At 70.4% G+C, this 25,750-nt stretch carries 20 protein-coding genes; 16 read left to right on the top strand and 4 right to left on the bottom strand.

Annotation, left to right across the window (positions count from 1 at the left end; translation table 11 throughout):
* The first annotated feature begins 148 nt into the window (after window positions 1-148).
* Window positions 149-3,337, top strand: coding sequence for a M20/M25/M40 family metallo-hydrolase (locus ACFVYR_RS29340; RefSeq protein WP_384262190.1), 3,189 nt, complete (start codon window positions 149-151; stop codon window positions 3,335-3,337).
* 87 nt (window positions 3,338-3,424) lie between these two features.
* On the opposite strand, the gene ACFVYR_RS29335 is transcribed toward ACFVYR_RS29340, so the two are convergent.
* Window positions 3,425-5,092 (bottom strand): hypothetical protein, encoded by a 1,668-nt coding sequence (locus ACFVYR_RS29335; RefSeq protein WP_384262187.1) that lies wholly within the window; start codon window positions 5,090-5,092, stop codon window positions 3,425-3,427.
* Between the two features lie 183 nt (window positions 5,093-5,275).
* Window positions 5,276-7,474, bottom strand: a complete 2,199-nt coding sequence (locus ACFVYR_RS29330; protein WP_384262185.1) for an elongation factor G-like protein EF-G2 — start codon at window positions 7,472-7,474, stop codon at window positions 5,276-5,278.
* Between the two features lie 260 nt (window positions 7,475-7,734).
* Between ACFVYR_RS29330 and pgsA the strand changes: the two genes are divergently transcribed.
* The 15 genes from pgsA (at window position 7,735) to ACFVYR_RS29255 (ending at window position 23,319) form a co-directional block, all read left to right on the top strand.
* Complete coding sequence (pgsA, locus tag ACFVYR_RS29325) at window positions 7,735-8,409, top strand: phosphatidylinositol phosphate synthase (protein ID WP_384262183.1); 675 nt, start codon at window positions 7,735-7,737, stop codon at window positions 8,407-8,409.
* Window positions 8,406-9,326: a phosphatidylinositol mannoside acyltransferase gene (locus ACFVYR_RS29320; protein ID WP_384262181.1), complete on the top strand. Its 921-nt coding sequence runs from the start codon at window positions 8,406-8,408 to the stop codon at window positions 9,324-9,326. Before pgsA ends, ACFVYR_RS29320 begins: the two co-directional genes overlap by 4 nt.
* Window positions 9,323-10,486 (top strand): glycosyltransferase family 4 protein, encoded by a 1,164-nt coding sequence (locus ACFVYR_RS29315; protein WP_384262178.1) that lies wholly within the window; start codon window positions 9,323-9,325, stop codon window positions 10,484-10,486. Before ACFVYR_RS29320 ends, ACFVYR_RS29315 begins: the two co-directional genes overlap by 4 nt.
* A 211-nt stretch (window positions 10,487-10,697) precedes the next feature.
* Complete coding sequence (locus ACFVYR_RS29310) at window positions 10,698-11,243, top strand: hypothetical protein (protein ID WP_384262176.1); 546 nt, start codon at window positions 10,698-10,700, stop codon at window positions 11,241-11,243.
* A 145-nt stretch (window positions 11,244-11,388) separates the two neighbouring features.
* Window positions 11,389-12,303, top strand: a complete 915-nt coding sequence (gene pdxS / locus ACFVYR_RS29305; RefSeq protein ID WP_384262175.1) for a pyridoxal 5'-phosphate synthase lyase subunit PdxS — start codon at window positions 11,389-11,391, stop codon at window positions 12,301-12,303.
* Window positions 12,303-12,905, top strand: a complete 603-nt coding sequence (pdxT, locus tag ACFVYR_RS29300; RefSeq protein ID WP_384262173.1) for a pyridoxal 5'-phosphate synthase glutaminase subunit PdxT — start codon at window positions 12,303-12,305, stop codon at window positions 12,903-12,905. The genes pdxS and pdxT overlap by 1 nt, the downstream gene beginning before the upstream one ends.
* Before the next feature lie 83 nt (window positions 12,906-12,988).
* A complete protein-coding gene (locus tag ACFVYR_RS29295; protein WP_384262170.1) occupies window positions 12,989-13,741 on the top strand; it encodes a YebC/PmpR family DNA-binding transcriptional regulator in 753 nt (250 codons plus the stop codon).
* Window positions 13,742-13,863: 122 nt separating this feature from the next.
* Window positions 13,864-14,439, top strand: a complete 576-nt coding sequence (gene ruvC, locus ACFVYR_RS29290; protein WP_384262167.1) for a crossover junction endodeoxyribonuclease RuvC — start codon at window positions 13,864-13,866, stop codon at window positions 14,437-14,439.
* Window positions 14,436-15,047 carry a Holliday junction branch migration protein RuvA gene (ruvA, locus tag ACFVYR_RS29285; RefSeq protein ID WP_384262165.1) on the top strand — a complete coding sequence of 204 codons (612 nt, stop codon included), beginning with the start codon at window positions 14,436-14,438 and terminating at the stop codon, window positions 15,045-15,047. The genes ruvC and ruvA overlap by 4 nt, the downstream gene beginning before the upstream one ends.
* A gap of 61 nt (window positions 15,048-15,108) precedes the next feature.
* Complete coding sequence (gene ruvB / locus ACFVYR_RS29280) at window positions 15,109-16,206, top strand: Holliday junction branch migration DNA helicase RuvB (protein WP_384262163.1); 1,098 nt, start codon at window positions 15,109-15,111, stop codon at window positions 16,204-16,206.
* A gap of 198 nt (window positions 16,207-16,404) precedes the next feature.
* Window positions 16,405-16,866: a preprotein translocase subunit YajC gene (gene yajC / locus ACFVYR_RS29275; RefSeq protein WP_384262161.1), complete on the top strand. Its 462-nt coding sequence runs from the start codon at window positions 16,405-16,407 to the stop codon at window positions 16,864-16,866.
* A 164-nt stretch (window positions 16,867-17,030) separates the two neighbouring features.
* Window positions 17,031-18,812 (top strand): protein translocase subunit SecD, encoded by a 1,782-nt coding sequence (gene secD / locus ACFVYR_RS29270; RefSeq protein ID WP_384262158.1) that lies wholly within the window; start codon window positions 17,031-17,033, stop codon window positions 18,810-18,812.
* Between the two features lies 1 nt (window position 18,813).
* Entirely contained in the window at window positions 18,814-19,938 is a 1,125-nt protein-coding gene (gene secF / locus ACFVYR_RS29265; RefSeq protein ID WP_384262155.1) for a protein translocase subunit SecF, read from the top strand.
* Complete coding sequence (locus tag ACFVYR_RS29260) at window positions 19,935-20,483, top strand: adenine phosphoribosyltransferase (protein ID WP_384262152.1); 549 nt, start codon at window positions 19,935-19,937, stop codon at window positions 20,481-20,483. Before secF ends, ACFVYR_RS29260 begins: the two co-directional genes overlap by 4 nt.
* A 295-nt stretch (window positions 20,484-20,778) precedes the next feature.
* Window positions 20,779-23,319 carry a RelA/SpoT family protein gene (locus ACFVYR_RS29255; RefSeq protein ID WP_384262149.1) on the top strand — a complete coding sequence of 847 codons (2,541 nt, stop codon included), beginning with the start codon at window positions 20,779-20,781 and terminating at the stop codon, window positions 23,317-23,319.
* 76 nt (window positions 23,320-23,395) lie between these two features.
* Here the strand turns inward: ACFVYR_RS29255 and ACFVYR_RS29250 are convergent, their stop codons facing one another.
* Both ACFVYR_RS29250 and ACFVYR_RS29245 read right to left on the bottom strand, forming a co-directional pair.
* Window positions 23,396-24,628 carry a DUF349 domain-containing protein gene (locus ACFVYR_RS29250; protein ID WP_384262146.1) on the bottom strand — a complete coding sequence of 411 codons (1,233 nt, stop codon included), beginning with the start codon at window positions 24,626-24,628 and terminating at the stop codon, window positions 23,396-23,398.
* Window positions 24,629-24,762: 134 nt separating this feature from the next.
* Window positions 24,763-25,587, bottom strand: a complete 825-nt coding sequence (locus ACFVYR_RS29245; RefSeq protein WP_384262142.1) for a peptidylprolyl isomerase — start codon at window positions 25,585-25,587, stop codon at window positions 24,763-24,765.
* Window positions 25,588-25,750 lie beyond the last annotated feature (163 nt).

Raw genomic sequence — 25,750 nt, 5'->3', positions numbered from 1 at the left:
GCCGGGCCGGTGTGAGGGTTCCGCCAGCCATGAGGATGTCATGTCACCGCCAGACCGGAAGTGGAACGACAGGCACGACCGCACCGCCTGACGCACGCGTGCTCCCCCTGGCCCAGCCGAGCCTCAACACCTCTCACAAGGAGCCGTGATGCTCAGAAGATCCGCAGCGGCCGGGATAACCCTGGCCCTGGCACTCGCGGGGGTGACGGTCCCGGTGTCGCTCGCCTCGGCGGCGCAGACCGCACCCTCCGCCAGGAAACCGGACCCCCTCGCGAACGCCGTCGCCGCCGCCGACAAGGCGGTGCGCAGCGGCCTCGACTCCCTCGCCAAGGGGCCCGAGGAGCAGTACGACCGGCACCAGGTCACCCCCTGGACCAAGAACCTCTACTCGGTCGCGTACGAACGCACCTACCGCGGGCTGCCGGTCGTGGGCGGTGACGCGGTGGTCCTCGCCGACGGCAAGGGCAGGGTCCGCTCCGTCCAGTCCGCGACCGACGCGAGGATCTCGGTCACCACCAAGGCCGAGGTGACGGCCGCCGAGGCGGTCAGAACCAGCCGTACGAAGCTGGCCTCGGTCAAGAAGGTCGACTCCAAGCGCCTGGTGATCCGGGTCAGGAAGGACGCGCCCGCGCTCGCCTGGGAGACCGAGCTGACCGGCCGGAGCAGGGCGGGCGACCCCAGCAGGCTGCACGTCTTCGTCAACGCGCTCACCGGCAAGGTCATCGACACCTACGACGACGTACGCGCGGGAAGCGGCCACAGCAAGTGGAACGGCCCCGACCCGCTGACCATCGACACCTCACGGTCCGGCAGCAACTACGTGCTGCGCGACACCACCCGTCCCGGCCTGCAGTGTTCGAGCTACCAGGGCGGGGTGTTCACCAAGGCGACCGACGACTGGGGTACCGGCAACCCCACCAGCCGGGAGACCGGCTGCGTCGACGTGATGTTCGCCGCGCAGAAGCAGTGGAACATGCTCAAGGAGTGGTTCGGCCGCAACGGACACAACGGCAACGGCGGCAGCTGGCCGGTGAGCGTGGGGCTGGGCGAGCTCAACGCCTACTGGGACGGCTCCTCCGTCACCATCGGCCACAACAGCGCCAACGAGTGGATCGCCGGAGTCGACGTCGTCGCCCACGAGTTCGGCCACGGCCTGGACTCCAACACCCCCGGCGGCGCGAACCACGAGAGCGGCCTGGGCGAGGCGACCGGCGACATCATGGGCGCCCTGACCGAGGCGTACATCAACGAACCCGCCCCCTACGACACCCCCGACTACACCGTCGGGGAAATGATCAACCTCCAGGGGCGCGGACCGATCCGCAACATGTACGACCCGAGCCGGGTCAACAACGACCCCAACTGCTACTCCGCCTCGATCCCCAACACGGAGGAGCACAAGGCGGCCGGACCCCTGAACCACTGGTTCTACCTCCTCGCCGAGGGGTCCAACCCCGGTGGCGGCAAGCCCTCCAGCCCCACCTGCAACAACCAGCAGGTGACCGGCGTGGGCAACAAGAACGCCGGGAAGATCTTCTACGGCGCCATGCTGCTCAAGACCAGCGGCATGACGTACAAGCGCTACCGCACCGCGACGCTCACCGCGGCGAAGAACCTGGACGCGGGCTGCGACCTGTTCAACGCCACCAAGGCCGCCTGGGACGCCATCAGCATCCCGGCCCAGAGCGGTGACCCGACCTGCTCAGGGCAGCAGAGCGACTTCTCCCTCGGGCTCAGCCCGGCCGCGGGGCAGGTCGACGCGGGCGCCTCGACCACCGCCACGGTCAACACCACGACCGTCACCGGCAGCGCCCAGCAGATCTCGCTGACCGCCGCCGGCGCGCCGACCGGCGTGGGCGTCACGTTCACCCCGGGGACCGTCACGTCCGGCTCCAACTCCACCATGAAGATCACCACGTCGGCGTCCACCACACCCGGCACGTATCCGATCACCGTCACGGGCACCGCGGGCACCAAGACGCACACCGCCCAGTACACGCTGACCGTGGGCGGCGGCGGGAACCCGACGCAACCGCCGGACATCGACGTGGAGAAGGTGCGGGCGCACCTGACGCAGTTCAACACCATCGCCTCGCAGAACGGCGGCAACCGCCGGTCGACCGGCGGTGGTTACCGGGACTCCCTCGCGTACGTCAAGGGCAAGCTGGAGAGCGCCGGATACAAGGTCACCGAGCAGAGCTGCGCCTCCGGCTGCACCGCGGGCGCGGGCAACAACCTGATCGCCGAGTGGCCGCAGGGCGACGCCAACAACGTCTACATGTTCGGCGCGCACCTCGACGGAGTGTCGGCAGGGCCCGGAATCAACGACAACGGCTCCGGATCCGCCGCGATCCTGGAGGCAGCGCTGGCCCTGGCGCAGAACAACCCCGCCATGAAGAACCGGGTCCGGTTCGCCTGGTGGACCGACGAGGAGCAGGGCCTGAACGGCTCGGACTACTACGCCGGCTCGCTCTCGGCCACGGAACGCGCCAAGATCAAGGCGTACTACAACTTCGACATGGTGGGCTCCAGCAACGCCGGGTACTTCATCAACAACCTGAACTCCTCGGCCTCTGTCCCACTGCGGGACTACTGGACCTCCCTCAACCTCGCACCCCAGGAGAACGTCGAGGGGCAGGGCCGCTCGGACGACGCCTCCTTCCAGCGCGTCGGCGTCCCCACCTCCGGCTACGCCACCGGCGCGTCGGCGACGAAGTCCGCGGCCGAGGCGGCGAAGTGGGGCGGCACCGCGGGCCGTTCCTACGACTCGTGCTACCACTCCGCCTGCGACACCACAGCCAACGTCAGCCCCACCTCGCTGGACCGCAGCTCGGACGGGGTCGCGTACGCGATCTGGAAGACGTCCGCCGGTGACAAGCCCGCCCCGACGGACGACTTCTCCCTCTCCGCCGACCCGGCCTCGGGCACCGTCCAGCCCGGCTCCTCCGCGAAGGTCACCCTCGCCACCACCACGACCAGTGGCTCGGCGCAGAAGGTGGCGCTCTCGGCCTCGGGGGCCCCGGCCGGAGTGAGCGTCTCCATCAGCCCGGACTCGGTGCTCTCCGGCGAGTCCGCGACGGCCACCGTAGAGGTCGCGGCGGGCACCGCGGCCGGCACCTACACGCTGTCCTTCACGGGCAACGGGCAGGCCGTCCACACCACCACCTACACCCTCACCGTGTCGGGCGGCGGCGAGACCACCTGGCAGCTCGGTGCCACCTACAAGGCGGGTGACGTGGTGACCTACGACGGCGTCCGCTACCGCTGCATCCAGGGCCACACCGCCTACCCGGGCTGGGAGCCGCCGAACGTCCCCGCCCTGTGGCAGGCGATCTGACCGTCGGCCCGCGCCGGTAGCACCGGCAGGAGCCACCGGTGAGGTACCGGGGGATGGTGGGCCGAGTGCGGCCCGCCATCCCCTTCCTCACGCGTCGTACACGTCCGCCTTCCTCGGCATCGGGTCCTGGATGGCCCCGCTGAGGAAGCCGGAACGGGCGCCGAACTTCTCCGTGTTCACGCCGTTCTCGTCGAGCACCTTGATCGCGGCCGAGTGCACCACGCGCAGCACGGGGGTGGCGGCGCGCAGCGCGTCGTCGGCCATGAAGCGGTGCCGCCACGGCTTGTCCGCCCAGGCGTGCCGCAGGCCGAAGGGCTCCGGCAGCACCAGCCGGCCGCCGAGGTGGTCCAGGAGCGGCGGATACCAGGTGAAGGGGGCCCGGACCGCGAGGCGCACCACCTCGTCGGCGTCGATCAGCGGCAGGTTGCGTGTGGTGGTCTCCCAGAACTTGATCGGCTTGGCGACCGTCTTCGTCCTGGGCGAGGGCTTCGTGGTGAACAGCGGGTGCACCGGACCCAGGGCGTGGCCCGTGACCTCGATGCGCAGCGTCTCGTGCAGCACGGTCACCGTGATCAGCATCGTGATGACCAGCTGGCCGTCCCAGAGCGTGAACTGCACGCCCAGGTAGTGGCGGTTGCCGCTGCCGAACTGCTGCTCGTTGCAGATGCGCTGTATCTCGTGGCCGCGGACCTGGAAGGCCTCCACGTCCGTGCCGGTGGGGCGCGCCACCGCCTTGGCGTTCTCCCCGATGGGGGAGACGATCCAGTGCTTTATGTCCGGGGTGGGGAAGCCGCCGGTGTGTAGCGGACCACGCTCCAGCATGCGCAGCTGGTCGTGCACCGCACGTATGACATCCCAGCTGCGGAAGGGGTGGATCTCCTTGCCCTCTTCGGCGGGGACCAGCTCCTCGGCCAGCTGCCAGCTGCCCCAGCGCGTGCCCATGCCCAATATGCCCTTGGGCCCGGCGTAGAACACGGAGTTGCTCTGCTGCTCGGCGGAGAGCCTGGCCAGGCTCTGGCGGAGCCGCTCGGCGGCCGTCTCGCCGGGACTGCCCGGCACCGCCTCGGGGATCTTGGCGCCGATGCCGCCGCCCGCGAGCAGGCTCGACCAGCGCTCGCGCATGTCCCTGGCGGTGCGCTCGGCGATCTGCTTGGCCCAGAACCAGCCCACCACGGGCAGCACGATCGCCGCGCGCAGATACCAGGCCCAGAAGCCGCCGAAGGGCAGCTTGAGCAGGGCGAGGGCGGCCAGCACGCCCATCGCGACCAGGACGGCCGTGGCGAGCGCGCCCGCGCGCTTGTCCTCGCTCTTGGCGACCTGCCGCCTGATGGTGAAGACGAGCAGCCAGAAGAGCATGCCCGGCAGGAAGAGCACCCCGCACAGGACCGTCACTGCGGTCAGCCAGCTGTCGCGCTCCTTGCGGATGCGGCTCGCCGCGAGGCAGTGCTCGACGACGGACTGCGGCTCGATGCCGAAGGACTGGATGAGCGGGCTGCGGCCGCCGCCCAGCATCCGCACCTGCACGGTGCGCGCGAAGGCCTCGCCGAGATTCGGCTTGAAGAGCGAGAAGAGGCCGGGCTTCACCTCCGACTGGTGCCATTCGGTGTTGGCCGCGAGGATGCCCTCGACGTCGCCGTCGCGGTACGCCGCCGAGGCCAGGGCCTGTGTCGCCGCCGTCTGTCCAGCGGTGCCCGAGAGCGGGACCTGGGCCCCGGGCCTGAAGTCGAATACATCGTCCGCCACTGCCGCCCCCATCGCCGCGACGCCTTCGCTGCTGCGGCTCTTCCCGACTTCCCTGCCCGGCACACCTGTTGCCGACCGGCACATCTGCTGATCAGGTCATCAGCGTATCCGGGCGCACCGACATCCGGGAGGGAGTGTCCGAATGCCGCCCGCCCGGGAGGCCGTGGGCGGGCGGATCGTGCGGGGCGCGGTCAACTACGCGGTGTCCTGCGCCTGTTCGCGGATCTTCTCGGAGAGCTGCGGGGGCATCGGCTCGTGACGTGCGTACGTACGGCTGAACCGCGCGGTGCCCTGCGAGAGGGAGCGCAGATCCACCGCGTACCTGCCGATCTCGATCTCGGGGACCTCGGCCCTCACCAAGGTCCGTCCGCCGGACGCCTGCTCGGTGCCGACGACCCGGCCGCGGCGCCCCGACAGATCGCTCATCACCGCGCCGACGTGGTCGTCGCCGACCAGCACGCGTACCTCGGCGACCGGTTCGAGCAGATGGATGCGGGCATCGGACGCGGCCTCGCGCAGCGCGAGCGCGCCCGCCATCTGGAACGCGGCGTCGGAGGAGTCCACCGAGTGCGCCTTGCCGTCGGTCAGCGTGACGCGCACGTCGATCAACGCGTACCCGGCGGCGACGCCCTTGGCGGCCTGCGCGCGCACCCCCTTCTCGACGGACGGGATGAACTGCCGGGGCACCGCGCCGCCGACGACCTTGTCGACGAACTCGATGCCGTTGCCGCCGGGCAGCGGCTCGACCTCGATCTCGCAGATCGCGTACTGGCCGTGGCCCCCGGACTGCTTCACATGACGGCCCCGGCCGCTGGACCTGCCCGCGAACGTCTCCCGGAGGGAGACCTTGTGCGCGACCACGTCGACCTGGACGCCGTACCGGCTGCGCAGCCGCTCCAAGGCGACGTCGGCGTGCGCCTCGCCCAGGCACCACAGGACCACCTGGTGGGTGTCCTGGTTCTGTTCGAGCCGCATCGTCGGGTCCTCGGCGACGAGCCGCGAGAGCCCCTGGGAGAGCTTGTCCTCGTCGGCCTTGCTGTGGGCCTGGATGGCGAGCGGAAGCAGCGGGTCGGGCATGTCCCACGGCGCCATCAGGAGCGGGTCGTCCTTGGCGGACAGGGTGTCGCCGGTCTCCGCGCGGTTCAGCTTGGCCACGCACGCCAGGTCGCCCGCGACGCACCGGGTGAGCGTGCGCTGCTGCTTGCCGAAGGGCGAGGAGAGCGCGCCGACGCGTTCGTCGACGTCGTGGTCCTCGTGGCCGCGGTCGGCCAGGCCGTGCCCGGAGACGTGGACGGTCTCGTCGGGCCGCAGGGTGCCGGAGAAGACGCGGACGAGCGAGATCCGGCCCACGTACGGGTCGGAGGCCGTCTTCACCACCTCGGCGGCGAGCGGCCCCGCCGGGTCGCAGGTGAGCGCGGGCCGCGCCGCGCCGCCCGGCGTGGTCACCGCCGGCGCCGGGTGTTCCAGCGGGGTGGGGAAGCCGCCGGTGATCAGCTCCAGGAGCTCGACCGTGCCGATGCCCTGACGGGCGCCCTCGGCGGCGGGCGCGGCGGCGAGCACCGGATGGAAGATGCCGCGCGCGACGGCCCGTTCCAGGTCGTCCACGAGCGTCTTGAAGTCGATGTCCTCGCCGTCGAGATAGCGGTCCATGAGGGACTCGTCCTCGCTCTCGGCGATGATCCCCTCGATCAGCTTGGCGCGGGCCTCCGCGATCAGCGGCAGCTGCTCCTCGCCCGGCTCGGACTCCTTGCGCTCACCGGAGGCGTAGTCGAAGACCCGCTGCGAGAGCAGCCCGACAAGCCCGGTCACCGGAGCGTGGCCGTCCGGGCCCTGCTCGCCGTGGAGCGGCAGGTACAGCGGCAGGACGGCATCGGGGTCGTCGCCGCCGAAGGCCTGTGCGCAGGTGCGGGTCATCTCGGTGAAGTCGGCGCGGGCCGACTCCAGGTGGGTGATCACGATGGCCCGCGGCATGCCGACCGCCGCGCACTCCTCCCACACCATGCGGGTCGCGCCGTCCACGCCGTCCGACGCCGAGACGACGAAGAGGGCCGCGTCCGCGGCGCGCAGACCGGCCCTCAGCTCCCCGACGAAGTCGGCGTAGCCGGGGGTATCCAACAGATTGATCTTGAACCCGTCCCATTCGACGGGAATCAGGGAGAGTTGCACCGAGCGCTGCTGCCGGTGCTCGATCTCGTCGTAGTCCGAGACGGCGGTGCCGTCCTCCACCCGGCCCGCCCGGTTCACCGCCCCCGCGGTCAGCGCGAGGGCCTCCACGAGAGTCGTCTTGCCCGAGCCGCTGTGGCCGACCAGCACCACATTCCGTACGGACGCGGGGTGGTCGGCCGATGCTGCCCTTCCGGCGGCTCCGGGGTGTGCGTTCGCCTTGTCGCCCATGCCTTGGCCTCCCGGTTACGTGCACGGTGAGGAGCCTGAGACCTCCTCGGGGATGCTGGCTGCTCGCGGACGCGCGGGGGCCCGGTGCGGGGCGGCTCCGGCGGCGCCCGTCATGCTTTTGAGCTTTCCACCCGGGTCACTCTGCGTCCATACGTCGTACGCGATCGTGAGGGGGCGAGCCGGTCCGTCAACCGCGTGACTACGATGGGCCAGCCGGTGGTCAACGGGGCCGCGCGGCGCACCGAACCCTCGGGAAGGCCATGCTGAACAAGTACGCGCGTGCATTCTTCACGCGTGTCCTCACGCCGTTCGCCGCGTTTCTCATCCGCCGCGGGGTCAGCCCCGACGCGGTCACCTTCATCGGCACCGCCGGTGTGGTGGCGGGAGCGCTGGTCTTCTTCCCCCGGGGAGAGTTCTTCTGGGGAACGATCGTCATCACGCTGTTCGTCTTCTCGGACCTGGTCGACGGCAACATGGCCCGCCAGCTGGGCCGCTCCAGCCGCTGGGGCGCCTTCCTCGACTCGACGCTCGACCGGGTGGCCGACAGCGCGATCTTCGGGGGCCTCGCCCTCTGGTACGCCGGATCCGGCGACGACAACATCCTCTGCGCCGTCTCCATCTTCTGTCTGGCGAGCGGCCAGGTGGTCTCGTACACGAAGGCACGCGGTGAGGCCATCGGCCTGCCCGTCGCCGTCAACGGCCTGGTGGAGCGCGCCGAACGCCTGGTGATCTCCCTGGTCGCCGCGGGCCTCGCGGGCCTGCACAAGTTCGGTGTCCCCGGCATTCAGATCCTGCTGCCCATCGCCCTGTGGATCGTCGCGGCCGGCAGCATGGTGACCCTCGTCCAGCGTGTCGTGACCGTGCGCCGCGAGTCCGCGGAGGCGGACGCCGCCGCCGCGGGCCCCGGGGCGCAGGAGAGTGAGGCCGCGCAGTGAAGGACCGACTCACCGACGCGCTGTACGGGCTCGGCTGGAGCACCGTCAAGAAGCTCCCCGAGCCGGTCGCCGAACGGCTCGGCAAGACCATCGCCGACACGGTCTGGAAGCGCCGCGGCAAGGGCGTGCTGCGTCTGGAGTCCAACCTCGCGCGCGTGGTGCCCGACGCGGGCCCGGGGCGGCTCGCCGAGCTCTCCAGGGCGGGCATGCGCTCCTACCTGCGCTACTGGATGGAGTCCTTCCGCCTCCCGTCCTGGAGCAGGGACCGCATCGCGAAGGGCTTCGACGTCAGGGACGTCCACCACCTCACCGACGGCCTCGCCGCGGGCAAGGGTGTCGTCCTCGCACTGCCGCACCTGGGCAACTGGGACCTCGCGGGCGCCTGGGTCACCACCGAACTGGACACGCCCTTCACCACCGTCGCCGAGCGCCTGAAGCCCGAGACGCTGTACGACCGCTTCGTCGCCTACCGCGAGAGCCTCGGTATGGAGGTCCTGCCGCACACGGGCGGCTCCGCCTTCGGCACGCTGGCCAGGCGGCTGCGCGCAGGCGGCCTCGTCTGCCTCGTCGCGGACCGCGACCTGTCGGCCTCCGGGGTCGAGGTGAAGTTCTTCGGAGACACCGCCCGCATGCCCGCGGGCCCGGCGATGCTCGCCCAGCAGACCGGGGCGCTCCTGCTGCCCGTCACCCTCTGGTATGACGGAACACCCGTCATGAAGGGCCGGGTCCACCCGCCCGTCGAGGTCCCCGAGACAGGTACCCGGGCCGAGAAGACGTCCGTCATGACGCAGGCGCTGGCCGACGCCTTCGCCACCGGCATCGCCGACCACCCGGAGGACTGGCACATGCTGCAGCGACTGTGGATCGACGACCTGGAGCCCCGCACCGCCGAGGACCCGGCGGGGGAGCGTTCGTGAAAATCGGCATCGTCTGCCCCTACTCCTGGGACGTGCCGGGCGGCGTCCAGTTCCACATCCGCGATCTGGCGGAGCACCTCATCCGCCTCGGGCACGAGGTCTCCGTCCTCGCCCCGGCCGACGACGAGACCCCCCTCCCGCCGTACGTCGTGTCGGCGGGCCGGGCCGTCCCCGTCCCGTACAACGGCTCGGTGGCCCGGCTCAACTTCGGCTTCCTGTCGGCCGCGCGGGTCCGCCGCTGGCTGCACGAGGGCACCTTCGACGTCATCCACATCCACGAGCCGGCCTCGCCCTCCCTCGGCCTGCTCAGCTGCTGGGCCGCGCAGGGCCCGATCGTCGCGACGTTCCACACCTCCAACCCCCGCTCCCGGGCGATGATCGCCGCCTACCCGATCCTGCAGCCCGCCCTGGAGAAGATCAGCGCGCGCATCGCGGTCAGCGAGTACGCGCGCCGCACGCTCGTCGAACACCTCGGCGGCGACGCGGTCGTCATCCCGAACGGCGTCGACGTCGACTTCTTCGCCAAGGCCGAGCCCAAGCCGGAGTGGCAGGGGGAGACGATCGGCTTCATCGGACGCATCGACGAGCCCCGCAAGGGCCTGCCGGTACTCATGAAGGCGCTCCCGCAGATCTTCGCCGAGCGCCCCGGCGCCCGCCTGCTCGTCGCGGGCCGCGGCGACGAGGAGGAGGCGGTCGCCTCACTCCCGGCCGATCTGCGCTCCCGGGTGGAGTTCCTCGGCATGGTCAGCAACGAGGAGAAGGCGCGGCTGCTGCGCAGCGTCGACCTGTACGTCGCGCCGAACACCGGCGGCGAGAGCTTCGGCATCATCCTCGTCGAGGCGATGTCCGCGGGCGCCCCCGTACTCGCCAGCGACCTGGACGCCTTCACCCAGGTCCTCGACCAGGGCGCGGCCGGCGACCTCTTCACCAACGAGGACGCCGAATCCCTCGCCAAGTCGGCGGTGCGCCTCCTCGCCGACCCCGAACGCCGCGAGGGCCTGCGCGACCGCGGCAGCGCCCACGTACGCCGCTTCGACTGGTCAACGGTGGGCGCGGACATCCTCGCGGTATACGAAACGGTGACGGACGGCGCGGCATCGGTGGCGGAGGACGAACGGGTGGGGCTGCGGGCGAGGTTCGGACTGGCGCAGAAGGGCTGAGCCCGGCCCCTGGCCCGGCAGGCGCGCGCGGCCTGCAACCGGCCCGGCGCTTACGGACGAGCGCGGGGTTCCAGCCCGTCCGGCGTTTGAGGACGAGCGCGGAGCGCGACAAGGGGGTCCGGGGGCAGAGCCCCTGGGACGCCGGCGGAACCACAACCGAGCCCAGCCCCCGCCCAAGGCGCCCCGCCAGAAACAAGTAGCGTTGCGCACCGTGACCTCCACCCTGATCTGGATCGCCGTCGCCCTCCTGGCGATCGGCCTCTACCTGAGCTGGACCGCCGGCCGCCTCGACCGCCTGCACGCCCGCATCGACGCGGCCCGCGCCGCCCTGGACGCACAACTGCTGCGCCGCGCCTCGGTCGCCCAGGAGCTGGCCACCTCCGGCGTCCTCGATCCCGCCGCCTCGATCGTGCTCTACGAGGCGGCCCACGCGGCCCGCCAGGCGGAGGAGGAGCAGCGCGAGGTCGCCGAGAGTGAGCTCAGCCAGGCGCTGCGCGCGATCTTCGGTGAGGTCCAGCAGGTGGAGGCGGTGCGCGAGGCCCCCGGCGGCGACGAGGCGGCCACCGAGCTGGCCGCCGCCGTACGCCGCGTGCCGATGGCCCGGCGCTTCCACAACGACGCCGTGCGCGCCGCCCGCGCCCTGCGCCGCCACCGCACGGTCCGCTGGTTCCGGCTGGCCGGGCACGCGCCCTTCCCGTTGGCGTTCGAGATGGACGACGAGCCGCCGGTGGCCCTGGCGGACCGGGCCACCGGGTAGCGCGCGTATGCCCTGGTGACACGGCCTGACCAGGCACGTCCCGGGAAAACGAGCCACCGGTCACCCATTGGCCCTTGCTGTGGCCTGGTGTCCGGGCGTTTCCTCGTAGACGCAGAAGCCGTCTCCCTCGAGTGAGGTCAACCCCGTGTCCAGCACCCCTGCCAGCAGCACCCAGACGCCCGAGATCGGCACCGCCCGCGTGAAGCGCGGCATGGCCGAGCAGCTCAAGGGCGGCGTGATCATGGACGTCGTCAACGCCGAGCAGGCGAAGATAGCCGAGGACGCGGGCGCGGTCGCCGTCATGGCGCTGGAGCGGGTGCCCGCCGACATCCGCAAGGACGGCGGCGTGGCCCGGATGTCCGACCCGAACATGATCGAAGAGATCATCGAGGCCGTCTCCATCCCCGTCATGGCCAAGTCCCGCATCGGCCACTTCGTCGAGGCCCAGGTACTGCAGTCGCTCGGCGTCGACTACATCGACGAGTCCGAGGTCCTCACCCCGGCCGACGAGGTCAACCACAGCGACAAGTTCGCGTTCACGACCCCGTTCGTCTGTGGCGCCACCAACCTCGGCGAGGCCCTGCGCCGCATCGCCGAGGGCGCGGCCATGATCCGCTCCAAGGGCGAGGCCGGGACCGGCAACGTCGTCGAGGCCGTCCGCCACCTGCGCCAGATCAAGAACGAGATCGCCAAGCTGCGCGGCTTCGACAACAACGAGCTGTACGCCGCGGCCAAGGAGCTCCGCGCCCCGTACGAGCTGGTCAAGGAGACCGCCGAGCTCGGCAAGCTGCCGGTCGTGCTCTTCTCCGCCGGTGGCGTCGCCACCCCGGCCGACGCCGCCCTGATGCGCCAGCTCGGCGCCGAGGGCGTCTTCGTCGGCTCCGGCATCTTCAAGTCCGGCGACCCGGCCGCGCGCGCCGCCGCCATCGTGAAGGCCACCACCTTCTTCGACGACCCGAAGATCATCGCGGACGCCTCCCGCAACCTCGGCGAGGCCATGGTCGGCATCAACTGCGACACCCTGCCGGAGACCGAGCGCTACGCGAACCGAGGCTGGTGATGACCACTCCCGTAGTGGGCGTCCTCGCCCTTCAGGGGGACGTACGGGAGCATCTGATCGCCCTGGCCTCGGCGGACGCCGTGGCCAGGCCGGTCCGGCGCCCCGAGGAGCTCGCCGAGGTCGACGGCCTGGTCATCCCCGGCGGCGAGTCCACCACCATCTCCAAACTGGCCACTCTCTTCGGCCTGCTGGAGCCCCTTCGCGCGCGCGTGCGTGACGGCCTGCCCGTCTACGGCAGCTGCGCGGGCATGATCATGCTCGCCGACAAGATCCTCGACCCGCGCTCGGGCCAGGAGACGGTGGGCGGCATCGACATGATCGTGCGGCGTAACGCCTTCGGCCGGCAGAACGAGTCGTTCGAGGCGGCCGTGGACGTCAAGGGCGTCGAGGGAGCCCCCGTGGAGGGCGTCTTCATCCGGGCGCCCTGGGTCGAGTCGGTCGGCGCCGAGGTCGAGGTGCTCGCCGAGCACGAGGGGCACATCGTCGCCGTGCGCCAGGGCAACGCGCTCGCCACGTCGTTCCACCCCGAACTGACCGGGGACCATCGCGTCCACGCGCTGTTCGTGGAGATGGCAAGGGGCAACCCGCGCGCGGGATCCTAGTAGGATCTCCGAGGATCACCCCAGGGCATTAAGGTCTGGGAGAGTTCTCACTGGTTGTTGGGTAACGCGAAGGAGACAGGCAGATGTCCGGCCACTCTAAATGGGCTACGACGAAGCACAAGAAGGCCGTGATCGACGCCAAGCGCGGCAAGCTCTTCGCGAAGATGATCAAGAACATCGAGGTCGCGGCCCGCACGGGCGGCGCCGACGTGTCCGGTAACCCGACCCTCTTCGACGCCATCCAGAAGGCCAAGAAGAGCTCGGTCCCGAACAAGAACATCGACTCCGCGGTCAAGCGCGGCGCCGGTCTCGAGGCCGGTGGCGCCGACTACGAGACGATCATGTACGAGGGTTACGGCCCGAACGGTGTCGCGGTGCTCATCGAGTGCCTCACCGACAACCGCAACCGCGCCGCCTCCGACGTGCGTGTCGCCATGACGCGCAACGGCGGCTCGATGGCCGACCCGGGCTCCGTCTCGTACCTCTTCAACCGCAAGGGCGTCGTGATCGTCCCCAAGGGCGAACTGTCCGAGGACGACGTGCTCGGCGCGGTCCTCGAGGCGGGCGCCGAGGAGGTCAACGACCTCGGTGACACCTTCGAGGTGCTCAGCGAGGCCACCGACATGGTCGCGGTCCGCACCGCGCTCCAGGAGGCCGGCATCGAGTACGACTCGGCCGACGCCAACTTCGTCCCGACCATGCAGGTCGAACTGGACGAGGACGGCGCACGGAAGATCTTCAAGCTGATCGACGCCCTTGAGGACAGCGACGACGTGCAGAACGTCTTCGCCAACTTCGACGTCTCCGACGAGGTCATGGCCAAGGTCGACGCGTAAGCGTCGCACCCGGCTCTCGGGATACGACGGTTACGGACGGGCCGACGGGACACACCCGTCGGCCCGTCGCGTTGTCAGAGGGACCCGATAGCCTGCACGGAAAGGCGATGGGAGGGGCTGACGTGCGCGTGTTGGGGGTCGATCCGGGACTCACCCGGTGTGGTGTCGGCGTCGTCGAGGGAGTGGCGGGACGGCCGCTCGCCATGCGCGGTGTCGGTGTCGTCCGCACGCCCGCCGACGCGGAGTTGGGCCATCGCCTGGTCGCCATCGAGCAGGGCATCGAGCAGTGGCTCGACGAGCACAGCCCCGAAGTCCTCGCCGTGGAGCGGGTGTTCAGCCAGCACAATGTGCGCACGGTGATGGGCACCGCCCAGGCCAGCGCCGTCGCCATGCTGTGTGCCTCGCGGCGCGGCATCCCCGTCGCCCTGCACACCCCGAGCGAGGTCAAGGCCGCCGTGACCGGCAGCGGCCGCGCCGACAAGGCCCAGGTCGGCGCGATGGTCACCCGCCTCCTGCGGCTCGACGCGCCACCCAGGCCCGCCGACGCGGCGGACGCCCTGGCCCTCGCCATCTGCCACATCTGGCGCGCCCCCGCGCAGAACCGCCTCCAGCAGGCCGTCGCCCAGAACCGGCTCCAGCAGGCCGTGGCCCTGCACGCCGCCAAGACCTCCGCAGCTCAGAAAGGCCGTACCGCATGATCGCCTTCGTCAGCGGCCCCGTCGCCGCCCTCGCCCCCGATGCCGCGGTGGTCGAGGTGGGCGGCATCGGCATGGCCGTCCAGTGCACGCCGAACACGCTCTCCACGCTCCGCGTCGGCCAGCAGGCCAAGCTCGCCACCTCCCTGGTCGTCCGGGAGGACTCCCTCACCCTGTACGGCTTCGCGGACGACGACGAGCGCCAGACCTTCGAGCTGCTGCAGACCGCGAGCGGGGTGGGCCCGCGGCTCGCCCTGGCCATGCTCGCCGTGCACAGCCCGGACGCCCTGCGCCGTGCGGTCTCCACCGGCGACGAGAAGGCGCTCACCGCCGTCCCCGGCATCGGCAAGAAGGGCGCCCAGAAGCTCCTCCTCGAGTACAAGGACCGCCTCGGCGAGCCGCTCGGCACCGGCGGACCCGCCATCGGCACCGCCGTCACCTCCGGCTGGCGCGACCAGCTGCACGCCGCCCTGATCGGCCTCGGGTACGCCACCAGAGAGGCGGACGAGGCCGTCACCGCCGTCACCCCGCAGGCCGAGGCGGCCGGGGGCACCCCGCAGGTCGGCCACCTCCTCAAGGCCGCACTCCAGACCCTGAACCGCACCCGCTAGCCACCCCCCCGTACGCACCCGCCGGCCACCAACCCTTGAACCGCATCGCGAGGCACACCGCATGAACTGGGACGACACGACCGACGAAGCGGCCGACGCGGCCGAGCGGCTCGTGGGGCCCGCCGCGGAGCGGCTGGTGGACTCGGCCGCAGGCGGCGAGGACCAGGCGGTCGAGGCCGCCCTGCGCCCCAAGGACCTGGGCGAGTTCATCGGCCAGGAGAAGGTCCGCGAGCAGCTCGACCTCGTCCTGCGGGCGGCACGCGCGCGTGGCGCCACCGCCGACCACGTGCTGCTCTCCGGCGCCCCCGGCCTCGGCAAGACCACCCTCTCGATGATCATCGCTGCCGAGATGGGCGCCCCGATCCGCATCACCAGCGGCCCCGCCATCCAGCACGCGGGCGACCTCGCCGCGATCCTCTCCTCCCTCCAGGAGGGCGAGGTCCTCTTCCTCGACGAGATCCACCGGATGTCGCGGCCCGCCGAGGAGATGCTCTACATGGCCATGGAGGACTTCCGCGTCGACGTCATCGTCGGCAAGGGTCCCGGCGCCACCGCCATCCCCCTCGAACTGCCGCCCTTCACCCTCGTCGGCGCCACCACGCGCGCGGGCCTGCTCCCCCCGCCGCTGCGCGACCGCTTCGGTTTCACCGCCCACATGGAGTTCTACGAACCGGTGGAACTGGAACGGGTGGTCCACCGCTCCGCACAGCTCCTCGATGTGCGGATCGACACCGCGGGCGCCGCCGAGATCGCGGGCCGCTCGCGCGGCACCCCCCGTATCGCCAACCGCCTGCTGCGCCGCGTCAGGGACTACGCCCAGGTCAAGGCCGACGGCTCGGTCTCCAAGGACATCGCGAACGCGGCCCTCGCGGTCTACGAGGTGGACGAGCGCGGCCTGGACCGCCTCGACCGCGCCGTCCTTCAAGCCCTGCTCAAGCTCTTCGGCGGCGGGCCCGTCGGCCTGTCGACGCTCGCGGTAGCGGTGGGGGAGGAGCGCGAGACGGTCGAGGAGGTGGCGGAGCCCTTCCTCGTACGGGAGGGACTGCTCGCCCGCACCCCGCGCGGCCGGGTCGCGACGCCGGCGGCATGGGCGCACCTCGGCCTGGTTCCCCCGCGTCAGACGGGTGGAAAGGGACAACAGGACCTGTTCGGGACGTGATATTGACGAGACAGGACCGCGGCCGAAGCGGAACGGCGCGGATAGTCGCCCGCTCAGGAACTGCGGTGCCATGCTGAGCGTTGTTCGTTAGGTGCGGACTCGCTTAGACTCCGCCGATGCCGCCCTTGTGGGTGGCGTGCCCACCCCCATCCCAATGGCCGCTCCATCCGCGCGGTCGTGCGAAGGAAACTCCGTCCCGTGAATATCGTGACCCTCCTCCCGTTCATCGTGCTCATCGGGGCCATGTTCCTGATGACCCGGTCTGCGAAGAAGAAGCAGCAGGCTGCCGCGTCCATGCGCAACGAGATGCAGCCCGGCACCGGCGTCCGCACGATCGGGGGCATGTACGCCACCGTCAAGGAGGTTCACGACGAAGCCGTCCTCCTTGAGGTGGCCCCCGGTGTCCACGCGGTTTACGCGAAGAACTCGATCGGCGCCGTCCTCGACGACGACGAGTACAACCGCATCGTGCACGGCACCGAGGACGACCTGAAAGAGGACGCCCCCGTCGTGCCCGACGACGCCTCCTCCCTGACCGAGACCGACGAGCCCGCCGACGCTTCCGACGACTCGCGCATCGACCTCGGCAAGAAGGACGAGCCCGCCGGGGCCGACGACGCGGAGCCGAAGAAGACCGACGGCGAGTCCGACGCGAAGTAGTCACGACCGGGATCCGTGGGGTGCACCGCTCGCGCACCACGGGCCCCGGACCACGTGCATTTCGCGCCGAATCTCGACACCACTTCATGGCCGCCCGCCCACGTCGTCCCCGTACCGCAAGGGGATGACCGGATGCCGGGCGGTTGGACAGGGAGAACGAGAAGGTGGCAGCACCGAAGAAGGGCCGAAGGCAGAGTGCCCCGGGCAAACCGGGACGCTCTCTGGTCTTCATCCTGATCGCCCTCGTGGCGCTCACGGGGGGAATGTTCCTTTCCGGGCACACCACGCCGCGTCTGGGCATCGACCTCGCCGGTGGCACGAGCATCACGCTCGAGGCCAAGAACGAGCCGGGCCAGAAGGACGCGATCAACCCGACCAACATGAACACCGCGGTTGACATCATCAACAACCGCGTCAATGGTCTGGGTGTCTCCGAGGCCGAGGTTCAGACCCAGGGCGACAAGAACATCATCGTCAACATCCCCAAGGGTTCGAACGAGAAGCAGGCGCGGGAGCAGGTCGGTACGACCGCTCAGCTCTACTTCCGTCCGGTGATCACGCAGGCCCCCGGCCAGCCCACACCCGACCCGTCCGCCAGCCCCTCGTCCGGCACGGACAAGGAGAAGGACAAGGGCAAGCCCACCGGCAAGGCCACGGACAAGGCGACGGACAAGGCCACCGGCAAGGCGACCTCTCCGACCGACAAGCAGTCCCCCCAGGGCCGTGCCGTCAGCGAGGCGCTGAAGGACGACCCGACGCCTTCGGACAAGGCCAAGGACGGCGAGGACGGCAAGAAGCAGGACAAGAAGCCGACCCCGGACCCGGCCACCGCCAAGCTCCAGGAGCAGTTCACCAAGCTCGACTGCACCAACAAGCAGGCGCGCGCCGCGGCCGGCCGGGGCATCAAGCCCTCCGAGCCCACCATCGCCTGCGGCAAGAGCCCCGACGGCAAGACGTGGGACAAGTTCATCCTGGCCCCGGCGGAGGTGAACGGCAAGGACGTCAAGAAGGCACAGGCGATGATCAAGCAGCAAACGGGCGCCTGGGTCGTCAACATGGACTTCACCAAGGGCGGCTCGAAGAAGTTCGCCGAGGTCACCAGCAAGCTCTCGCAGCAGCAGCCCCCGCAGAATCAGTTCGCGATCGTCCTCGACGGTGACGTCGTCTCGGCTCCGAGCGTCAGCTCGACCCTGAGCGCCAACGCCGAGATCTCCGGCAGCTTCAACCAGCAGTCCGCGAAGGACCTGGCGAACGTCCTCTCGTACGGCGCCCTGCCGCTCTCCTTCCACGAGCAGAGCGTCACCACGGTCAGCCCGGCCCTCGGTGGCGAGCAGCTGAAGGCGGGTCTCATCGCGGGTGCCATTGGCCTCGCGCTCGTCATCATCTACCTGGTGGCCTACTACCGCGGCCTCTCGCTCATCGCCATCGCGAGCCTCCTGGTCTCCGCGGCGCTGACGTACACGATCATGACGCTGCTCGGCCCGACCATTAAGTTCGCGCTCAACCTGCCCGCGGTGTGTGGTGCGATCGTCGCGATCGGTATCACGGCGGACTCGTTCATCGTGTTCTTCGAACGCGTACGTGACGAGATCCGCGAGGGCCGCACGCTGCGTCCCGCCGTCGAGCGGGGCTGGCCGCGCGCCCGGCGCACCATCCTGGTCTCCGACTTCGTGTCGTTCCTGGCCGCCGCCGTGCTCTTCGTCGTCACGGTCGGCAAGGTGCAGGGCTTCGCGTTCACGCTCGGCCTGACCACGCTGCTCGACGTCGTCGTGGTCTTCTTCTTCACCAAGCCGCTGATGACGCTCATGGCCCGCAAGAAGTTCTTCGCGAACGGCCACAAGTGGTCCGGCCTCGACCCGGAGCGGCTCGGCGCCAAGCCCCCGCTGCGCCGGTCACGCCGTGCCGCCGCTCCCCCCGCCGGCCCTGTCGACCCGAAGGAGGCGTGAGATGTCGAAGCTCGGCAGTCTCGGCGCCAGGCTCTACCGCGGTGAGGTCGGCTACGACTTCGTCGGCAAGCGCAAGATCTGGTACGGCATCTCGATACTGATCACCATCACGGCCATCGTCGGCCTTGCGGTGCGCGGCCTGAACATGGGCATCGAGTTCGAGGGCGGCGCCGTCTTCAACACCCCGAAGACCAGCGCCTCGGTCTCGAAGGCCGAGGAGTCCGCGGAGAAGGCCTCCGGCCACGACGCGATCGTCCAGAAGCTCGGCGACGACAAGCTCCGCATCCAGATCGCGGGCGTGGACATCAAGAAGTCCGACCAGATCAAGAAGTCGCTGGCCGAGGACCTGGACGTCGAGGCCGGTAACATCGGCGCCGATCTGGTGGGCCCCAGCTGGGGCGAGCAGATCGCCAAGAAGGCCTGGCAGGGCCTGGCGATCTTCATGGTGCTCGTGGTGATCTACCTGGCCATCGCCTTCGAATGGCGCATGGCACTGGCGGCACTGATCGCGCTGATCCACGACATCACGATCACCGTGGGCGTGTACGCACTGGTCGGCTTCGAGGTCACCCCGGGCACGGTGATCGGTCTGCTGACCATTCTCGGATACTCGCTCTACGACACAGTGGTGGTCTTCGACAGCTTGAAGGAGCAGTCGAAGGGCATCACCAAGCAGACCAGGGACACCTACAGCGAGGTCGCCAACCGCAGCATCAACGGCACCCTGGTGCGCTCCATCAACACCACGGTCGTCGCGCTGCTCCCGGTGGCGGGCCTGCTGTTCATCGGCGGCGGTGTCCTGGGCGCGGGCATGCTCAACGACATCTCGCTGTCGCTGTTCGTCGGCCTCGCGGCCGGTGCGTACTCCTCGATCTTCATCGCCACGCCGCTCGTCGCCGACTTCAAGGAGCGCGAGCCGCAGATGAAGGCTCTCAAGAAGCGGGTGCTCGCCAAGCGCGCGGCGGCCGCGGCGAAGGGGGAGTCGGCGGAGGCGCCCGCCACCGCGGACGACGAGGAGCCGCGGGACGACGTGGCCGGTGACGCCGCGCCGGCCGTCGTCGGCCCCCGCTCGCAGCCCGCGTCGCGCAGCCGCGGCAAGGGCCGTCCCTCGGGCAAGCGCCGATGACCGAGCTCGCAGGCGTCACGGAGCTGCTGCGCAGCCGCATCCGCGACGTCCCGGACTATCCAAAGCCGGGCGTGATGTTCAAGGACATCACCCCGCTGCTGGCCGACCCCACCGCGTTCGCGGCGCTCACGGAGACGCTGGCGGACCTCAGCGTCCGGTACGGCGCCACGAAGATCGTCGGCCTGGAGGCCCGCGGCTTCATCCTGGGCGCCCCGGTCGCGGTCCGTGCGGGGCTCGGCTTCGTGCCCGTACGCAAGGCGGGCAAGCTCCCCGGGGCGACGCTCAGGCAGAGCTACGACCTGGAGTACGGCAGCGCCGAGATCGAGGTGCACGCCGAGGACCTGGCCGCGGGCGACCGCGTCATGGTCATCGACGACGTCCTCGCCACCGGTGGCACCGCGGCGGCCTCGCTGGACCTGATCCGCCGCTCGGGCGCCGAGGTGGCGGGTGTCGCGGTCCTCATGGAGCTCGGCTTCCTCGACGGTCGGCAGAAGCTGGAGCACGCCCTCGCCGGGGCGCCGCTCGAGGCGCTGATCACCGTCTGAGGCGGCTCGCGGTACGACACGACGGGCGCTCCGGTATCCACCGGGGCGCCCGTCGTCGTTCGGCCGGTTCCCGCTCTGGACGCGTCCGGGGCCGGACACCTCCGCAGGTCCGAGAGCCGCGGCGGGACGGCCGGGGGACAGCAGGGGCACTCGCGAGGGAATCCCCGGACCGCCCCTCGCGTTTCTCCAGTACGGAGGAGTCTCACCGGCCGAAGGCGAACCGACGGCCCAGGATCGATACCATGGGTTCTTCGGGGCCTGTCCGGGGGACCCCGATCGCGCACAGGGAGCGCTCTTGCCAGACGAGTCCCAGCCACTCACCGCCGCCAAGGCCGCCCAGAAGGCCCAGCAGGCCTCGGCGGGCTCCGCCGCGCCCGTGAAGAAGGCAGAAGGCGCGCAGGGCGGCACGTCCGCGCAGCGCGCCCAGGGAGGGGCCTCCCGGGGCGACAAACCGGCCGAGCAGCCCCGCCCGAAGCCGCCCGCGGACCACCACCCGACGGCTCCCGCGATCCGGCCCGCCACGGGCCAGCCCTCGCGTTCCGGCTCCTCCAACCGCGTACGGGCCCGCCTCGCGCGCCTCGGCGTGCAGCGCTCGAACCCGTACAACCCGGTCCTGGAGCCCCTGCTGCGGATAGTGCGCAGCAACGACCCCAAGATCGAGACGGCGACGCTGCGCCAGATCGAGCGGGCCTACCAGGTCGCCGAGCGCTGGCACCGGGGGCAGAAGCGCAAGAGCGGCGACCCGTACATCACGCACCCGCTCGCCGTGACGACGATCCTCGCCGAGCTGGGCATGGACCCGGCCACCCTGATGGCGGGGCTCCTGCACGACACCGTCGAGGACACCGAGTACGGCCTGGACACCCTCAAGCGCGACTTCGGCGACCAGGTCGCGCTGCTCGTCGACGGCGTCACCAAGCTGGACAAGGTCAAGTTCGGCGAGGCCGCGCAGGCCGAGACCGTGCGCAAGATGGTCGTCGCCATGGCCAAGGACCCCCGCGTCCTGGTCATCAAGCTCGCCGACCGCCTGCACAACATGCGCACCATGCGGTACCTCAAGCGCGAGAAGCAGGAAAAGAAGGCGCGCGAGACCCTGGAGATCTACGCGCCGCTCGCCCACCGCCTGGGCATGAACACCATCAAGTGGGAGCTGGAGGACCTCGCCTTCGCGATCCTCTACCCCAAGATGTACGACGAGATCGTGCGCCTGGTCGCCGAGCGCGCCCCCAAGCGCGACGAGTACCTCGCCATAGTGACCGACGAGGTCCAGGCCGACCTGCGGGCCGCCCGCATCAAGGCCACCGTCACCGGACGCCCGAAGCACTACTACAGCGTCTACCAGAAGATGATCGTCCGGGGCCGTGACTTCGCGGAGATCTACGACCTGGTGGGGATTCGTGTACTTGTCGACACGGTCCGCGACTGCTACGCCGCCCTCGGCACCGTCCACGCGCGATGGAACCCGGTCCCCGGCCGGTTCAAGGACTACATCGCGATGCCCAAGTTCAACATGTACCAGTCGCTGCACACGACGGTCATCGGGCCCAACGGCAAGCCCGTCGAGCTCCAGATCCGCACCTTCGACATGCACCGCCGCGCCGAGTACGGCATCGCCGCGCACTGGAAGTACAAGCAGGAGGCCGTGGCCGGCGCCTCCAAGGTGCGCAGCGACGTACCGAAGAAGACCGGCGGCAAGGACGACCACCTCAACGACATGGCGTGGCTGCGCCAGTTGCTCGACTGGCAGAAGGAGACCGAGGACCCCAGCGAGTTCCTCGAATCGCTGCGCTTCGACCTCTCGCGCAACGAGGTCTTCGTGTTCACGCCGAAGGGCGACGTCATAGCGCTTCCGGCGGGCGCCACCCCCGTCGACTTCTCGTACGCGGTGCACACCGAGGTCGGCCACCGCACCATAGGGGCGCGGGTCAACGGCCGTCTCGTACCGCTCGAATCGACCCTGGACAACGGCGACCTGGTGGAGGTCTTCACCTCCAAGGCCGCGGGCGCGGGCCCGTCCCGCGACTGGCTCGGCTTCGTCAAGTCGCCGCGGGCGCGCAACAAGATCCGCGCCTGGTTCTCCAAGGAGCGCCGCGACGAAGCCATCGAGCAGGGCAAGGACGCCATCGCGCGCGCCATGCGCAAGCAGAACCTGCCGATCCAGCGCATCCTGACCGGCGACTCCCTCGTCACGCTCGCCCACGAGATGCGCTACCCCGACATCTCCTCGCTCTACGCGGCGATCGGCGAGGGCCACGTCACCGCACAGTCCGTCGTGCAGAAGCTCGTTCAGGCGCTCGGCGGCGAGGAGGCAGCCAACGAGGACATCGCCGAGAGCGCGCCGCCCTCGCGCGGACGCAGCAAGCGGCGGTCCAACGCGGACCCGGGCGTCGTCGTCAAGGGCGTCGAGGACGTGTGGGTCAAGTTGGCCCGCTGCTGCACGCCCGTCCCCGGCGACCCCATCATCGGGTTCGTCACGCGGGGCAGCGGCGTATCGGTTCACCGCAGTGACTGCGTGAACGTGGACTCGCTCTCGCGCGAACCGGAGCGCATCCTGGAGGTCGAGTGGGCTCCCACCCAGTCCTCCGTCTTCCTCGTCGCCATCCAGGTCGAGGCCCTGGACCGCTCGCGTCTCCTCTCCGACGTCACGCGCATCCTCTCGGACCAGCACGTGAACATCCTGTCGGCGGCCGTGCAGACCTCGCGCGACCGCGTCGCCACCTCCCGCTTCACCTTCGAGATGGGCGACCCCAAGCACCTGGGGCACGTGCTCAAGGCGGTCAGGGGAGTGGAGGGCGTGTACGACGTGTACCGCGTGACGTCGACGCGGCGGCCGTAGGACAGACGCCGGCACCACGCGAAGGGGCTCCCGTACGCCACCGTACGGGAGCCCCTTCGCGCGATCGGTACGTGTCTCAGCCGCCGAACTCGTGCAGACCCTTCAGCGCCTGGTCCAGCAGCGCCTGGCGGCCGTCGAGCTCCTTCTGGAGCTTGTCGGCCTTGGTGTTGTTGCCCGCCGCACGCGCCTTCTCGATCTGGCCGACCAGCTTGTCGACGGCGGCCTGCAGCTGACCGGTCAGGCCTTCGGCCCGAGCCCGTGCCTCCGGGTTCGTCCGGCGCCACTCGGCCTCCTCGGACTCCTGCAGCGCCCGCTCCACGGCGTGCATCCGGCCCTCGACCTTCGGGCGGGCGTCACGCGGGACGTGGCCGATGGCCTCCCAGCGCTCGTTGATGGAGCGGAACGCGACACGGGCCGCCTTCAGGTCCGTCACCGGGACGAGCTTCTCGGCCTCGTCGGCCAGCTCCTCCTTCAGCTTGAGGTTCTCGCCCTGCTCGGCGTCGCGCTCGGCGAAGACCGAGCTGCGCGCGGCGAAGAAGACGTCCTGGGCGCCGCGGAAGCGGTTCCACAGGTCGTCCTCGTGCTCACGCTGGGCGCGGCCCGCCGCCTTCCAGTCGGCCATCAGGTCGCGGTAGCGCGCGGCGGTCGGGCCCCAGTCCGTCGAGCTCGACAGCGCCTCGGCCTCGGCGACCAGCTTCTCCTTGGTCTTGCGGGCCTCCTCGCGCTGGGCGTCGAGCGACGCGAAGTGCGCCTTGCGCCGCTTGGAGAACGCCGAGCGGGCGTGCGAGAAGCGGTGCCACAGCTCGTCGTCCGACTTGCGGTCCAGGCGCGGCAGCCCCTTCCAGGTGTCCACCAGGGCCCGCAGCCGCTCACCGGCGGCCCGCCACTGCTCGCTCTGGGCCAGCTCCTCGGCCTCGGTGACCAGGGCCTCCTTGGCGTGCCGCGCCTCGTCGGACTGCTTGGCCTTCTGGACCTTGCGCTCCTCGCGGCGCGACTCGACGCTCTCCACGAGCTTGTCGAGCCGCTTGCCCAGGGCCTCCAGATCGCCGACGGCATGCGCCTCGTCCACCTGCTGACGCAGGTGCTCGACGGCGGTCATGGCGTCCTTGGCGGACAGGTCGGTCGTCTTCACCCGGCGCTCGAGAAGTCCGATCTCGACGACCAGACCGTCGTACTTGCGCTCGAAGTAGGCGAGGGCCTCATCAGGAGATCCTGCCTGCCACGAACCGACCACTCGCTCGCCGCCGTCGGCCGTACGCACGTACACGGTCCCCGTCTCGTCGACGCGGCCCCACGGGTCGCTGCTCACAGCGCCTCCTCCACATGATGCCTGCGCAGGGCCTTGGAGCCCCCGGCATCGTCCACAGTTTCGTCACCGCCAACATAGGCGACCGGCGGGGCGGCTGTCCGCACCCCGCGCGCCCGAAGTTTGCCCACCGGGGCTCAGGATTTCGTGATGGTGGCCTTGTCGATGACGACCGTCGCGTTCGGAGCGCCGTTGCCCCGACCGCTGCTCTCGCCGGCGGCGGCGATCTTCTTGAGAACCTTCATCCCGGAATCGGAAATGGTCCCGAACGGTGTGTAGTCGGGCGGCAGCTGACTGTCCTGGTAGACGAGGAAGAACTGGCTGCCACCGCTGTCGCGGCCCTGCTTCTTCTGCGCGTTGTACTTGTTCGCCATGGCGACCGTGCCCGCCGGATACACGTTCCCCTTCAGCCGCTCGTCCTTGAGGTTCTCGTCCGGGATCGAGTAGCCGGGGCCGCCCTCGCCGGTGCCCTTCGGGTCGCCGCACTGCAGGACGTAGAGGCCGCCGGAGGTGAGGCGGTGGCACTTGGTGTGGTCGAGGTAGCCCTTCTTCACCAGGAAGTCGAAGGAGTTGACGGTGTGCGGGGCCTTCGCCGCGTCGAGGTCGAGGTCGATGTCGCCGCACGTCGTCTTCAGGTGCATCGCGTAGTCGGCGGACCTGTCAATGGTGAGCGCCGGCTCCTTCTTGAAGCTCAGGGGCTTGACCTTGCCGGGCGCCGCCTTCGCGCACGGGTCCTTCGGCGTGCTGCTGGGCCGCGCGGCCGCGTCGTCCTTCGTCGATCCGCCGCCGTCGAAGGCGCCCGCCGCGTACGACACCGCGCCACCCGCCACGACCACCGCGAGCGCCCCCGCGAGCACCGCGTTACGCATCCGGGCCCTGCGCCGCGCGGCCTCGCGACGCTCCTGCTGGCGCGCGAACTTCTCCCGGGCGAGCTGCCGCCGCCGCTGCTCGTTGCTGACCACCGGGTCTCTCCCCTTTCCCCTGGGACCCATTCCGGGCCGCCTGAATGTGCCCCGTACCGTATATGGGTTAGCTGTGGAATCGGCAGCGCCGGTAGGCTCTGATCTGCCGCGTTGTCCCGCCGGAAACCGCGGCCATCCGCCGTCGGACGACGAATGAAGGACG

This window comes from Streptomyces sp. NPDC058284, from assembly GCF_042881135.1.
GTDB lineage: Bacteria > Actinomycetota > Actinomycetes > Streptomycetales > Streptomycetaceae > Streptomyces.
This window is presented reverse-complemented; position numbering and strand designations above follow the sequence as displayed.